The following is a 13060-nucleotide window of genomic DNA, read 5'->3' as shown; positions in this document are numbered from 1 at the left end:
TCAATTAGGTTGGAGGGGCAGCGGGGAACTGCGGTTACGAGAGAAGTGGGCTGATGTCCGGGATGAACGCAACAAGCCGTACCAGGCTCAACCAGACGCCGGAATGGGCGGCGCTGGGAAAGCACCGTGAGCAGCTCGGGTCGAGCCATCTGCGCCAGCTGTTCGCGGACGACCCGGAGCGCGGCACCGGGTACACCCTCCGGGTCGGTGACCTGCACCTCGACTACTCCAAGCACCTCGTCACCGACGAGACGCTGACGCTCCTGCGCGAACTCGCCGCGGCCACCGATGTGTTCGGGCTGCGTGACGCCATGTTCCGCGGAGACAAGATCAACACCACCGAGGACCGGGCCGTCCTGCACACCGCCCTGCGCGCCCCGCGCGAGGCCGTCATCGAGGTCGACGGCGAGAACGTGGTGCCGGCCGTGCACGCGGTGCTCGACAAGATGGCGGCCTTCTCCGACCGGGTCAGGTCGGGGGAGTGGACCGGTCACACCGGCAAGCCCATCAAGAACATCGTCAACATCGGCATCGGCGGCTCGGACCTGGGCCCCGCCATGGCGTACGAGGTGCTGCGCTCCTTCACGGACCGCTCGCTCACCTTCCGCTTCGTCTCCAACGTGGACGGCGCCGACCTGCACGAGGCCGTGCGCGACCTCGACCCGGCCGAGACGCTCTTCATCATCGCCTCGAAGACCTTCACCACGATCGAGACGATCACCAACGCCACCTCCGCCCGTGACTGGCTGCTCACCGGACTGAGGGCCGGTCAGGAGGCCGTCGCCAAGCACTTCGTGGCGCTCTCCACCAACGCGGAGAAGGTCGCGGACTTCGGCATCGACACGGCCAACATGTTCGAGTTCTGGGACTGGGTCGGCGGCCGCTACTCGTACGACTCCGCCATCGGCCTCTCGCTGATGATCGCCATCGGCCCGGACCGGTTCCGCGAGATGCTCGACGGCTTCCACCTCGTGGACGAGCACTTCCGCACCGCCCCCGCCGAGGAGAACGCGCCGCTGCTGCTCGGCCTGCTGGGCGTCTGGTACGGCGCGTTCTTCGACGCCCAGTCGCACGCGGTGCTGCCCTACAGCCACTACCTGTCCAAGTTCACCGCGTACCTCCAGCAGCTGGACATGGAGTCCAACGGCAAGTCCGTGGACCGCGACGGCAACCCCGTCGACTGGCAGACCGGACCGGTCGTCTGGGGCACCCCCGGCACCAACGGCCAGCACGCCTACTACCAGCTGATCCACCAGGGTACGAAGGTGATCCCGGCCGACTTCATCGGCTTCGCGCAGCCGGTCGAGGACCTGCTGCCCGGGCTGGTCGCCCAGCACGACCTGCTGATGGCCAACTTCTTCGCGCAGACCCAGGCCCTGGCCTTCGGCAAGACGCCGGACGAGGTGCGCGCCGAGGGCGTCCCCGAGGAGCTGGTGGCGCACAAGACGTTCCGGGGCAACCACCCCACGACGACGATCCTCGCCGACCGGCTCACGCCGTCCGTGCTCGGCCAGCTGATCGCCCTGTACGAGCACAAGGTCTTCGTCCAGGGCGCCATCTGGAACATCGACTCCTTCGACCAGTGGGGCGTCGAGCTCGGCAAGGTCCTCGCCAAGAAGATCGAGCCCGTCCTGACCGAGGGCAAGGGCGGCGAGCAGCTGGACAGCTCGACCGCCGCGCTCGTCTCGACCTACCGCGAGCTGCGCGGGCGCTGAGTCCCGCGTGAGGGGGCCCCGCAGCTCGCGCGGGGCCCCCTCAGCCGTGCGTCGTGTCGATGACGCAGAAGCGGTTGCCCTCCGGGTCCGCCAGCACCACGAAGTCCGGGTCCTCCGGATACAGCGCCCAGTCGACCTCCGCCGCGCCCAGCGCGAGCAGCCGGGCCACCTCGGCGTCCTGCTCCTCCGTGTACAGGTCGAGGTGGACCCGGGGGACCTCCTGCACCGGGGCGTCGCTGCGGCCCAGCGAGAGCCCGACGCCCGGCCCCTCGGCGGGGACCAGGACCACCCAGTCCTCCGTGGCCGGCTCCCGCTCCACGTAACCCAGGGCCGCCTTCCAGAAGGCCGCCGCGCGCGCCACGTCCGACGCGCCCATCACCACGGTTCCGATACGCATGGGGCCGAGCCTTTCACGTGCCGCCCCGGAAAACGCGCCGGGCCCGGCCCGCCCCGAAGGACGAACCGGGCCCGTGGGCAACCCCGCTGACGGGCGGTCAGGCGGAAGCCGGGGGGTACAGGGCGCGCGGGAGGCGGGAGGCCGCCGCCGCGTCGAGCAGCCACAGCGTCCGGGCACGGCCGTACGCACCGGCCGCCGGCGCCTGGATCTCACCGGCCCCGGACAGGGCGATGGCGACCGCCTCCGCCTTGTCCTCGCCCGCGGCCAGCAGCCACACCTCGCGCGCCGCCCGGATGGCGGGCAGCGTCAGCGAGACCCGGACCGGCGGCGGCTTGGGCGCACCGTGCACACCGACGACGGTGCGCTCGGTCTCGCGCACCCCGGGCAGTTCCGGGAAGAGCGAGGCGACGTGCGTGTCCGGGCCGACGCCCAGCATCAGCACGTCGAACTCCGGCACCGGGCCGTGGTCCTGCGGCGCCGAGGCGGCCGCCAGCTCGGCCGCGTACCCGGCGGCCGCGGCGTCGGCGTCCGGGCCGTAGGGGCCGTCCGAGGCCGGCATGACGTGCACCCGCGAGGGGTCCAGGGGCACGGCGTCCAGCAGGGCCTCGCGGGCCTGCGTGACATTGCGCTCCGGGTCGCCCTCCGGCAGGAACCGCTCGTCGCCCCACCACAGGTCGAGCCGCGACCAGTCGACCGCGTCCCGGGCGGGCGCGGCGGCGAGCGCGGCCAGCAGGCCGTTGCCGTTGCGCCCGCCGGTGAGCACCACCGAGGCGTCGCCGCGCGCGGCCTGGGCGTCCACGATCTTCGTGATCAGCCGGGCCGCGGCGGCCTGCGCCATCAGCTCCTTGTCGCGGTGCACGACGAGCTGCGGGACTCCCGTCACTTCGCCGCCGCCTTCTTCGCCGGGGCGGCCTTCTTCGCGGCGGGGGCCTTGTCGGAGGCCGGGGCGGGTGCCTTGGCCGACTCGCCCGGGCCCGCCTTCCGGAGGCGGTCCACGCCGAACTTCACGGTCGACTCGTAGATGTTGTCCGGGTCGAGCCGCCGCAGCTCCTCCGCGAGGAGCTCCGCCGTCTCGCGCCGCTTGAGCGCCACCGCGCGATCCGGCTGGCCCACCATGCAGAGCGTGGCGAGCGAGCCGTCGGCCCGGTCCAGGACGATGTCGCCCTTCTTGGTCACCATCCGGACGGCCGTCAGACCGGGGCCGCCCGAGGTGGTGCGCTCCACCGGCACGCCGAGCCGGTCCGCGAGCCACATGGCGAGCAGCTCGCAGCTCGGGTTGTCCGACTCGCCCTCGACCGTGGCCGAGACGACCTCCTCCGGCTGCTGGTCGAGCGCGGCGGCCAGCATCGAACGCCACGGCGTGATGCGCGTCCACGCCAGGTCCGTGTCACCGGGCCGGTACGTGTCGGCGCGCACCGCCAGCTCGTCGAGCGGGTGCACGGCCGAGTAGGTGTCGGTGATTCGGCGCTGGGCCAGCGCGCCGAGCGCGTCCTTCGCCGGGTCGGCGGGGGAGTCCTGCGGCCACCACAGCACCACCGGGGCGTCCGGAAGCAGCAGCGGCAGGACGACCGACTGGGCGTGGTTGGCCAGCTCGCCGTGGAGCCGGAGCACCACGGTCTCGCCGGAGCCCGAGTCGGAACCGACCCGGATCTCGGCGTCGAGCCGTGCGTCGCGGCGGGTGCGCGGCGAACGGCTGAGCCGCTTGATGACGGCGATGATCCGCGAGGGGTGCTCCCGCGAGGAGTCGCTGGCCGCCTTCAGCGCGTCGTAGGCGTTCTCCTCGTCGGTGACGATGACGAGGGTGAGGACCATCCCGATCGCCGGGGCGCCGACCGCGCGCCGCGCCGAGATGAGCGCCTGGTTGATCTTGCTGGACGTGGTTTCCGTGAGATCGATCTTCATGGCCGGCGCCAGCTCCGTCCGTCGCGTGCGAGCATCTCGTCCGCCTCGGCCGGACCCCAGGTGCCGGCCGGGTACTGGGCGGGCTTGCCGTGCTTGTCCCAGTACTCCTCGATCGGGTCGAGGATGTTCCAGGAGAGCTCGACCTCCTGGTGGCGCGGGAAGAGGTTGGCGTCGCCGAGCAGCACGTCGAGGATGAGCCGCTCGTACGCCTCCGGGCTGGACTCCGTGAAGGACTCGCCGTACGCGAAGTCCATCGTGACGTCCCGGACCTCCATCGAGGTGCCGGGCACCTTGGAGCCGAACCGCACGGTGACGCCCTCGTCCGGCTGCACCCGGATGACCAGGGCGTTGCCGCCCAGCTCCTCCGTCGCGCCGGACTCGAAGGGCAGGTACGGGGCGCGCTTGAAGACGACCGCGATCTCCGTGACCCGGCGGCCGAGCCGCTTCCCGGTGCGCAGGTAGAAGGGGACGCCCGCCCAGCGGCGGTTGTTGATCGTCAGCTTGATCGCGGCGAAGGTGTCGGTCTTCGACTTGGGGTCGATGCCGTCCTCCTCCAGATAGCCGACGGCCTCCTCGCCGCCCTGCCAGGCGTGCGTGTACTGGCCGCGCACGGTGTGCTTGCCCAGGTCCTCGGGCAGCTCCACCGCCGTGAGCACCTTGAGCTTCTCGGCGACCAGGGCCTTCGGGTGGAAGGAGCCGGGCTCCTCCATCGCGGTCAGCGCGAGCAGCTGCAGCAGGTGGTTCTGGATGACGTCGCGGGCGGCGCCGATGCCGTCGTAGTAGCCGGCCCGGCCGCCGATCCCGATGTCCTCGGCCATCGTGATCTGGATGTGGTCGACGTACGACCGGTTCCAGATCGGCTCCCACATCGTGTTGGCGAAGCGGAGCGCCAGGATGTTCTGGACGGTCTCCTTGCCGAGGTAGTGGTCGATCCGGAAGACCTCGTTCGGCGGGAAGACGTCGTGCACGAGCTGGTTGAGCTCCTGCGCGCTCTTCAGGTCGTGGCCGAACGGCTTCTCGATGACGGCGCGGCGCCAGCTGCCTTCCTTCTGGTCGGCCAGCCCGTGCTTCTTGAGCTGCTGGACGACCTTGGGGAAGAACTTCGGCGGGACGGACAGGTAGAAGGCGAAGTTGCCGCCCGTGCCCTGCGCCTTGTCCAGCTCCTCGATCGTGGCCCTCAGGGTCTCGAAGGCCACGTCGTCGTCGAAGTTGCCCTGCACGAAGCGCATGCCCTGGCTGAGCTGCTGCCAGACCTCTTCGCGGAAGGGCGTACGGGAATGCTCCTTGACGGCGTCGTGGACGACCTGGGCGAAGTCCTCGTCCTCCCAGTCGCGGCGCGCGAAACCGATGAGTGAGAAGCCCGGCGGCAGCAGGCCGCGGTTGGCCAGGTCGTACACGGCGGGCATCAGCTTTTTACGGGACAAATCGCCCGTGACGCCAAAGATGACCAGGCCCGACGGCCCCGCGATGCGCGGGAGCCGTCGGTCCTGGGCGTCACGGAGCGGGTTGGCTCCGGGAACACCAGACAAAGTGGTCAGCCCTTCGAGGGAGCGAGGCGCTGAAGCTCCGCCTCGGTCGACTTGAGCAGGTCGTTCCAGGACGTCTCGAACTTCTCGACGCCCTCGTCCTCCAGCACCTGCACGACGTCGTCGTAGTCGACGCCGAGCTTCTTGATCGCGTCGAGGTCGGCGCGAGCCTGGTCGTACGCACCGGTGACGGTGTCGCCGGTGACCTCGCCGTGGTCCGCCACCGCGTCCAGAGTCGCCTCCGGCATGGTGTTGACCGTGTTCGGCGCGACGAGGTCCACCACGTACAGGGTGTCCTTGAGGGCCGGGTCCTTCACGCCGGTCGAGGCCCACAGCGGACGCTGCTTGTTGGCGTGCGCCTTGTCCAGGGCGGCCCAGCGCTCACCGGCGAAGACCTCCTCGTACGCCTCGTAGGCGAGCCGGGCGTTGGCCAGGGCGGACTTGCCCTTCGCGGCCTTCGCCTCGTCGCCGCCGACGGCGTCCAGGCGCTTGTCGATCTCGGTGTCCACGCGGGACACGAAGAACGAGGCAACCGAGTGGATCTTGGAGAGGTCCAGGCCCGCGGCCTTCGCCTTCTCCAGGCCCGCCAGGTAGGCCTCCATGACCGCGCGGTAGCGCTCCAGCGAGAAGATCAGCGTGACGTTGACGCTGATGCCCCGGCCGATCGTCTCGGTGATCGCGGGCAGGCCCGCCTTGGTCGCCGGGATCTTGATCAGCGTGTTCGGGCGGTCCACCAGCCAGGCCAGCTGCTTCGCCTCGGCGACCGTGGCCGTCGTGTCGTGCGCCAGGCGCGGGTCGACCTCGATGGAGACCCGGCCGTCCTGGCCGTCCGTCGCGTCGAAGACCGGGCGGAGGATGTCGGCCGCGTCGCGGACGTCCGCGGTGGTGATCATGCGGATCGCCTCCTCGACGGTCACCTTGCGGGCCGCGAGGTCGGCGAGCTGCTGGTCGTAACCGTCGCCCTGCGAGATGGCCTTCTGGAAGATCGAGGGGTTGGTCGTGACCCCCACGACGTGGCTCTGGTCGATCAGCTCGGCCAGGTTGCCCGAGGTGATCCGCTTGCGCGAGAGGTCGTCGAGCCAGATCGCCACGCCCTCGTCGGAGAGGCGCTTGAGTGCGTCTGTCATGAGAAATGCATCTCCTACTAGTCGTATACCGGCGTCAGCGCGTGGCGGCGGCGAGGGATTCCCGGGCGGCGGCGGCGACGTTCTCGCCGGTGAAGCCGAACTCCCGGAACAGGACCTTGGCGTCCGCCGAAGCGCCGAAGTGCTCCAGCGAGACGATCCGGCCGGCGTCGCCGACGTACCGGTACCAGGTCAGGCCGATGCCCGCCTCGACGGCCACGCGCGCCTTCACCGAAGGCGGCAGGACGGAGTCCTTGTAACCCTGTTCCTGCTCCTCGAACCACTCGACACACGGCATCGAGACCACGCGGGTCGGAATTCCGGCCGCCTGGAGCTCCTCGCGCGCCTCGACGGCGAGCTGGACCTCGGAGCCCGTACCGATCAGCACGACCTGGGGCTTGCCGCCCTCGGCCTCGAAGAGCACGTAGCCGCCCTTGGCGGCGTCCTCGTTCGCCTCGTACGTCGGCACGCCCTGGCGGGTCAGCGCCAGGCCGTGCGGGGCGCCCTCGCCGAACACCTTGGTGTAGCGGCGCAGGATCTCGCGCCAGGCGATGGCGGTCTCGTTGGCGTCGGCCGGGCGCACGACGTTGAGGCCCGGGATGGCGCGCAGCGAGGCCAGGTGCTCCACCGGCTGGTGGGTCGGGCCGTCCTCGCCGAGGCCGATCGAGTCGTGCGTCCACACGTAGGTCACCGGCAGGTGCATCAGCGCGGACAGGCGCACGGCGTTGCGCATGTAGTCGGAGAACACCAGGAAGGTGCCGCCGTAGATGCGGGTGTTGCCGTGCAGCGCGATGCCGTTCATCGCGGCGGCCATCGCGTGCTCGCGGATGCCGAAGTGGATCGTGCGGCCGTACGGGTCGGCCTCCGGCAGCGGGTTGCCCGCGGGGAGGAACGACGACGTCTTGTCGATCGTGGTGTTGTTCGAACCGGCCAGGTCGGCGGAGCCGCCCCACAGCTCGGGGATGATCCCGCCGAGCGCCTGGAGCACCTTGCCGGACGCGGCGCGGGTGGCGACGCCCTTGCCCGTCTCGAAGACCGGCAGGCTGTCCTCCCAGCCCTTGGGCAGTTCGCCCGCGGCGATCCGGTCGAAGTCGGCGGCGCGCTCCGGGTTGGCGGCGCGCCAGGCGTCGAAGCCCTTCTGCCACTCGGCCTTCGCCTCGCGGCCCCGGTCCAGGGCGCGGCGGGTGTGCGCGATGACCTCGTCGGCGACGTCGAAGGACTTCTCCGGGTCGAAGCCGAGCACCTTCTTGGTCGCGGCGACCTCGTCGTCGCCGAGCGCCGAGCCGTGCGACGCCTCGGTGTTCTGGGCGTGCGGGGCGGGCCAGGCGATGATCGAGCGGGCCGCGATGAACGAGGGGCGCTCGGTCTCGGCCTTGGCGGCCAGCAGCGCGTGGTAGAGGCCCTCGGGGTCCAGGTCGCCGCTGGGCAGCTGGTCGACGCGCTGGACGTGCCAGCCGTACGCCTCGTAGCGCTTGACGGTGTCCTCGGAGACCGCGGTCTCCGTGTCGCCCTCGATGGAGATGTGGTTGTCGTCCCACAGCAGGACCAGGTTGCCCAGCTTCTGGTGGCCGGCCAGCGAGGACGCCTCGGCCGAGATGCCCTCCTGGAGGCAGCCGTCACCGGCGACGACCCACACCATGTGGTCGAACGGGGAGGTGCCGGGGGCCGCCTCCGGGTCGAACAGACCGCGCTCGTAGCGGGCGGCCATGGCCATGCCCACGGCGTTGGCGACACCCTGGCCCAGCGGGCCGGTCGTCGTCTCGACCCCGGTGGTGTGGCCGTACTCCGGGTGGCCCGGGGTCTTCGAGCCCCAGGTGCGGAACGACTCCAGGTCCGCCAGCTCCAGGCCGTAGCCGGCCAGGTAGAGCTGGATGTACAGGGTCAGGCTGCTGTGCCCCGCCGAGAGCACGAACCGGTCGCGGCCGGTCCAGTCCGCGTCCGCCGGGTCGTGCCGCATCACCTTCTGGAAGATGGTGTACGCGGCGGGAGCCAGGCTCATCGCCGTGCCCGGGTGGCCGTTTCCGACTTTCTGTACGGCGTCCGCGGCGAGGACGCGGACGGTGTCCACGGCCCGCTGGTCCAATTCGGTCCACTGGAGGTCTGTGGTGGTCGGCTTGGTGCTCACCCTGAGTCAGGGCTCCTCTCCAACTGTTGTAGACCGGTGACTTCGACCGCACCGGATGCTGTCGAGCCTACCCCCGTCCGTACCCGTGTTTTCCGGCTCCTACCAGGGTGCGGGCGGCCTGCGGAATCCGCCTCCCGTATGAGCGGAAGGGCTCACCGATGGGCTTCTCCGATGAGCGCGGAGACCCACTCCTGGGCGCTCCGAAGAGCGGCCCCGGGCGCGGTTGCGGGGGCCCCGGAAGCGGCTGGCGCGAACCCTGCGACACCAGTGCGTCACTCGTGCGTACGAGACGGCTCGCGGCCGGGCCGAGGTGGCCGTCCGCGCCACATCAACACGACCCCACCCCCGCGAAGGGCGGCCTGTCCCCAACGTCTACAGTGGTCGGGTTCGCGCAAGTCTTCACCGGGCTCTCACGCCCGGAGCTTGCTGGGATTTCTCTGTCAGGGGTGTGCGTGACGGCCGTCGAGTCCCGACCCGCAGGGGTCGCCTTGACTCCGAGCCCAGGGGGCCAACGCCCATTCGGGGCCCGTGTCAAGGCATTCGTGGCACTGACCAAGCCTCGGATCATCGAGCTGTTGCTGATCACCACTGTTCCGGTGATGTTCCTGGCCGCTCAGGGTGTACCCGACCTGTGGCTCGTGCTCACTACCACCATCGGCGGCTATCTGTCCGCCGGCGGTGCCAATGCACTGAACATGTACATCGACCGCGACATCGACGCGCTGATGGACCGTACGTCGCAGCGCCCGCTGGTCACCGGCATGGTGAGCCCGCGCGAGTGCCTGGCCTTCGGCATCGGCCTCGCGGTGGTCTCGACGGTCTGGTTCGGGCTGCTGGTCAACTGGCTGTCCGCGGCGCTGTCGCTGGGCGCCCTGCTCTTCTACGTCGTGATCTACACGATGCTGCTGAAGCGCCGTACCTCGCAGAACATCGTCTGGGGCGGCATCGCGGGCTGCATGCCGGTCCTCATCGGCTGGTCCGCCGTGACCAACGAGATGTCCTGGGCCGCGGTGATCCTCTTCGCCGTCATCTTCTTCTGGACGCCGCCGCACTACTGGCCGCTCTCCATGAAGGTCAAGGACGACTACGCCCGCGTCGGCGTCCCCATGCTCCCGGTCATCGCATCCAACCGGGTGGTCGCCCGCCAGATCGTCGCCTACAGCTGGGTGATGGTCGCCGTCTCGCTGCTCCTCACCCCGCTGGGCTACACCGGCTGGTTCTACACGGCCGTGGCGCTGCTCACCGGCGGCTTCTGGCTCTGGGAGGCGCACGGGCTGCTCAGCCGGGCCAAGGCCGGGGTGACAGGCGCGAAGCTCAAGGAGATGCGGCTGTTCCACTGGTCCATCACCTATGTGTCGCTGCTCTTCGTGGCCGTGGCGGTGGACCCCTTCCTCCGGTAGAAGCTCAGCTCCGTCCGACGGGCGGGGAGCGTGGCACAAGCCACGCTCCCCGCCCGTCGCCGGTTGATCTACCCGCCGGTAGCATCCTGTCCATGGCAGAGACGGCAGAGGCTGAGACCCAGCAGGTGGACGGCAGGCGGGCGGCGCGCGCGGAGCGCAGGGCGGCCCGGCTGGCCAAGCAGATCGGCGCCTTCGCGAAGGCGCACGGCGGTGCCGAGGGGCAGGTCGCCTACCTCGGGCAGATGGGCGCCCGCATCGTCCTGGTGGGCGAGGACGGCGACTGGGGCGATCTGGTCGCCCCCTCGTACGAGGTCGCCGAGAGCGCCGCGCGGAAGTCCGGGATCACGCTCCACGAGTCCTTCGACGGCGAGTTCGCGGCGAAGGTGCGCACGGGCCCGTACGAGTGGACCCGGATGGCCGGTATCCAGGTCGGCGGCCCGTCCAACGCGGCCTGAGAGCGGCGGCGCGAACGCGGCGAACAGCACGGCGGAGGCCGGCCGGACAGATGTCCGGCCGGCCTCCGCCGTGCTGTTCCCGTTCCCGGCCGCACCGAACTCCCGTCCGCCAACTTTCACTTAATTAGTAATTAATCTTGACGGGGAGATGGGGGAGCCCGCACAGTCCTGTGCGTGGCGCCGCCCCGTGATCTCCGGAGGCCGGGCGCCGGACATCCCCGACCGCTGGGAGAATCAGTGATTTCGCAAGGTGCAAGGATGACGCCTGCCCGGCGCGCCGCGGCCGTACTGGGCGCGGCCGTACTGGTCGCCGTCTCGGCGACGGCCGCACACGCCGGTCCTCGGCCCGGTCCGGCCGCCCCGCCCTTCTACGACAGCGGCCTCGCGCCGACGCCGTACATGGGCTGGAACACCTACTACGGCCTGGGCGCCCCCACCGAGAGTCAGGTCAAGGCGGTCGCCGACCATCTGGTCAGCAGCGGCCTGCGGGACAGCGGCTACGACATCGTCTGGCTGGACGGCGGATGGCGGGCCGACGATCCGCGGGACGGCCGGGGGCGGCTGGTAGCCCACCCCGGTCGGTTCCCCTCCGGCATCCCCGCCCTGGTGGACTATCTGCACGAGCGGGGGCTGCGGGCCGGCATCTACACCGATGCCGGTACCTACGACGGCGGCAAGAGCTGCGGGCTCGGCAGCCGCGGCCACTACCGCGAGGACGCCGCGCAGTTCGCCGGCTGGAAGGTCGACGCGATCAAGGTCGACTTCCTCTGCGGGATCACCGAGAAGATCGATCCGGGGCCCGCGTTCAAGGAGTTCAGCGACGCCGTCGCCAAGTCCGGCCGGCGCATGCTGCTCAATCTCTGCAACCCGCTGACCGACGACTGGGGCCTGCCGCACACCCCCGCGCAGGACGCCCACAACGCCTACGTCTACGGCCCGGTCACGGGCGACTCCTGGCGGACCGGGACCGATATCGCCTGGGGCACCCCGACCGCCGGCCAGTGGCCCAACATCCTGCGCAGCCTGGACGCCAACGCCCAGCACCCGGAGGCGCAGGCGCCGGGCCACTACAACGACCCCGACTACCTGATCCCGACGCGCAAGCTGGCGGACGGCTCGTACGAGCTGACGCCGGAGGAGTCCACCACGCAACTGGTGATGTGGGCCGAGATGGGCTCTCCGCTGGTCATCGGCTCGGACCCGCGCACCCTGTCCCGGGAGATGACCGACACCCTGCGCAACCCGGAGATCATCGCGGTCGACCAGGACCCCCTGGCGATCCAGGGCGTGCGCGTCGCCTCCGACGCCACCGGGGACGTCTACAGCAAGGTGCTCCAGGGCACCGGCAAGCGGGCGGTGGTGCTCCTCAACCGCTCCGGCCAAGCGGCCGAGCGCACCGTGAGCTTCGCCGACGCCGGACTGGGCGGCCCGGTCGGCGTACGGGACCTGCGGGCCAGGAAGAGCCGCGGCACGCACACCGGTTCGTACACCGTCGAGGTGCCCGCGCACGGCACCGCCTTCCTCGCGCTGAGCGGCCGGGACGAGGCACCGGGCACCTCGCTGGACACCCGGTCCGACGCGAGCCCCGCACTGGTGCGGGACGGTGACCGGCTGAGCGTCTTCACCCGGGGCGCCGACGGATCGCTCCGACTGCGCGAAGGGCGCGACGGGCACTGGACGGGCCGGGCCACCGGCCTCGGCGGCCCGACGCGCGGCGGGATCGTGGGGGAGCCCGCCGCCTACGCCGCCGGGCACGGCCGGATCGACGTCTTCGCCCGCGGCACGGACGACGCGGCCTACCGGATCGCCTACGCGGACGGCCGCTGGGGCCGGTGGCAGAAGCTCGGCGGCACGCTCGCCGACACCCCGTCCGCCGCGTACGACGCGGCGGGACGCTGGACCCTGTACGCCAGGGGCACGGACGGGCGGATCCACAGCCGTGGCGCGGCGACCGGCTGGGCGGCGAACGACGCGCCCGCGGGGACGGCGCTGTACGGGCGCCCCTCGGCCGTCACCGACGCGGCCGGGCGGGTCCATCTGGCCGTTCGGGCCGCCGACGACTCGGTGCGTACGCGCGTGCGGGACACGTCCGGGCGCTGGTCGGACTGGTCCTCGCTGGGCGGCACCGTGAGCGGCAGCCCCACACTCGTCGCCACCGGGGGACAGGTCCGGCTCTACATCCGCGCCGGCGACTACACCCTCTGGCAGCGCACGTACTCCGGTGCCGCCGGCTGGGGCGACTGGACCCAGGAGAAGCGCTTCGCCAGCGGGGCCTTCGACGGGGAACTCGCCGCCGTGGCAGGGCCGGGCGGCGGGATCCTGACGGCCTTCCGCGGTGTCGGCGGGCTCGTCCGGCAGGGCTCGGTCTGAGCGTGGCCGCGGCCTGATCGAAGGCCGTAGACCGCAGAAGAATAAA

General features: G+C 71.1%; 10 protein-coding genes. 4 read left to right on the top strand and 6 right to left on the bottom strand.

Features of this window, described 5'->3' with window-relative positions; all coding sequences use genetic code 11:
* Positions 1-62: 62 nt before the first annotated feature.
* On the top strand, positions 63-1715 hold the full coding sequence (gene pgi / locus ACIQZN_RS16350) for a glucose-6-phosphate isomerase (protein WP_403993408.1): 1653 nt from the start codon (positions 63-65) through the stop codon (positions 1713-1715).
* 40 nt (positions 1716-1755) lie between these two features.
* On the opposite strand, the gene ACIQZN_RS16345 is transcribed toward pgi, so the two are convergent.
* The 6 genes from ACIQZN_RS16345 to tkt form a co-directional block, all read right to left on the bottom strand.
* A complete protein-coding gene (locus ACIQZN_RS16345) occupies positions 1756-2112 on the bottom strand; it encodes a VOC family protein (protein ID WP_403993405.1) in 357 nt (118 codons plus the stop codon).
* A 97-nt stretch (positions 2113-2209) separates the two neighbouring features.
* A complete protein-coding gene (pgl, locus tag ACIQZN_RS16340; RefSeq protein WP_018104611.1) occupies positions 2210-2995 on the bottom strand; it encodes a 6-phosphogluconolactonase in 786 nt (261 codons plus the stop codon).
* On the bottom strand, positions 2992-4014 hold the full coding sequence (gene opcA, locus ACIQZN_RS16335; RefSeq protein ID WP_403993402.1) for a glucose-6-phosphate dehydrogenase assembly protein OpcA: 1023 nt from the start codon (positions 4012-4014) through the stop codon (positions 2992-2994). The genes pgl and opcA overlap by 4 nt, the downstream gene beginning before the upstream one ends.
* A complete protein-coding gene (zwf, locus tag ACIQZN_RS16330; protein WP_403993399.1) occupies positions 4011-5543 on the bottom strand; it encodes a glucose-6-phosphate dehydrogenase in 1533 nt (510 codons plus the stop codon). Before zwf ends, opcA begins: the two co-directional genes overlap by 4 nt.
* 5 nt (positions 5544-5548) lie before the next feature.
* Complete coding sequence (tal, locus tag ACIQZN_RS16325; protein WP_403993396.1) at positions 5549-6667, bottom strand: transaldolase; 1119 nt, start codon at positions 6665-6667, stop codon at positions 5549-5551.
* Between the two features lie 34 nt (positions 6668-6701).
* Positions 6702-8789, bottom strand: coding sequence for a transketolase (tkt, locus tag ACIQZN_RS16320; protein ID WP_403993393.1), 2088 nt, complete (start codon positions 8787-8789; stop codon positions 6702-6704).
* A 446-nt stretch (positions 8790-9235) separates the two neighbouring features.
* Between tkt and ACIQZN_RS16315 the strand changes: the two genes are divergently transcribed.
* The 3 genes from ACIQZN_RS16315 to ACIQZN_RS16305 all read left to right on the top strand — a co-directional run bounded on the left by ACIQZN_RS16315 (position 9236) and on the right by ACIQZN_RS16305 (position 13014).
* Complete coding sequence (locus ACIQZN_RS16315) at positions 9236-10189, top strand: heme o synthase (protein WP_403993390.1); 954 nt, start codon at positions 9236-9238, stop codon at positions 10187-10189.
* A 92-nt stretch (positions 10190-10281) separates the two neighbouring features.
* On the top strand, positions 10282-10644 hold the full coding sequence (locus tag ACIQZN_RS16310) for a hypothetical protein (protein WP_403993388.1): 363 nt from the start codon (positions 10282-10284) through the stop codon (positions 10642-10644).
* Between the two features lie 258 nt (positions 10645-10902).
* Positions 10903-13014, top strand: coding sequence for a glycoside hydrolase family 27 protein (locus ACIQZN_RS16305; RefSeq protein WP_403993385.1), 2112 nt, complete (start codon positions 10903-10905; stop codon positions 13012-13014).
* The last annotated feature ends 46 nt before the right edge of the window (positions 13015-13060 follow it).

The organism is Streptomyces sp. NPDC097595 (assembly GCF_044761525.1).
GTDB classification, from domain to species: Bacteria; Actinomycetota; Actinomycetes; order Streptomycetales; family Streptomycetaceae; genus Streptomyces; species Streptomyces drozdowiczii_A.
Note: the sequence above shows the minus strand (reverse complement) of the source record. Positions and strands in the feature narration are given on the sequence as shown.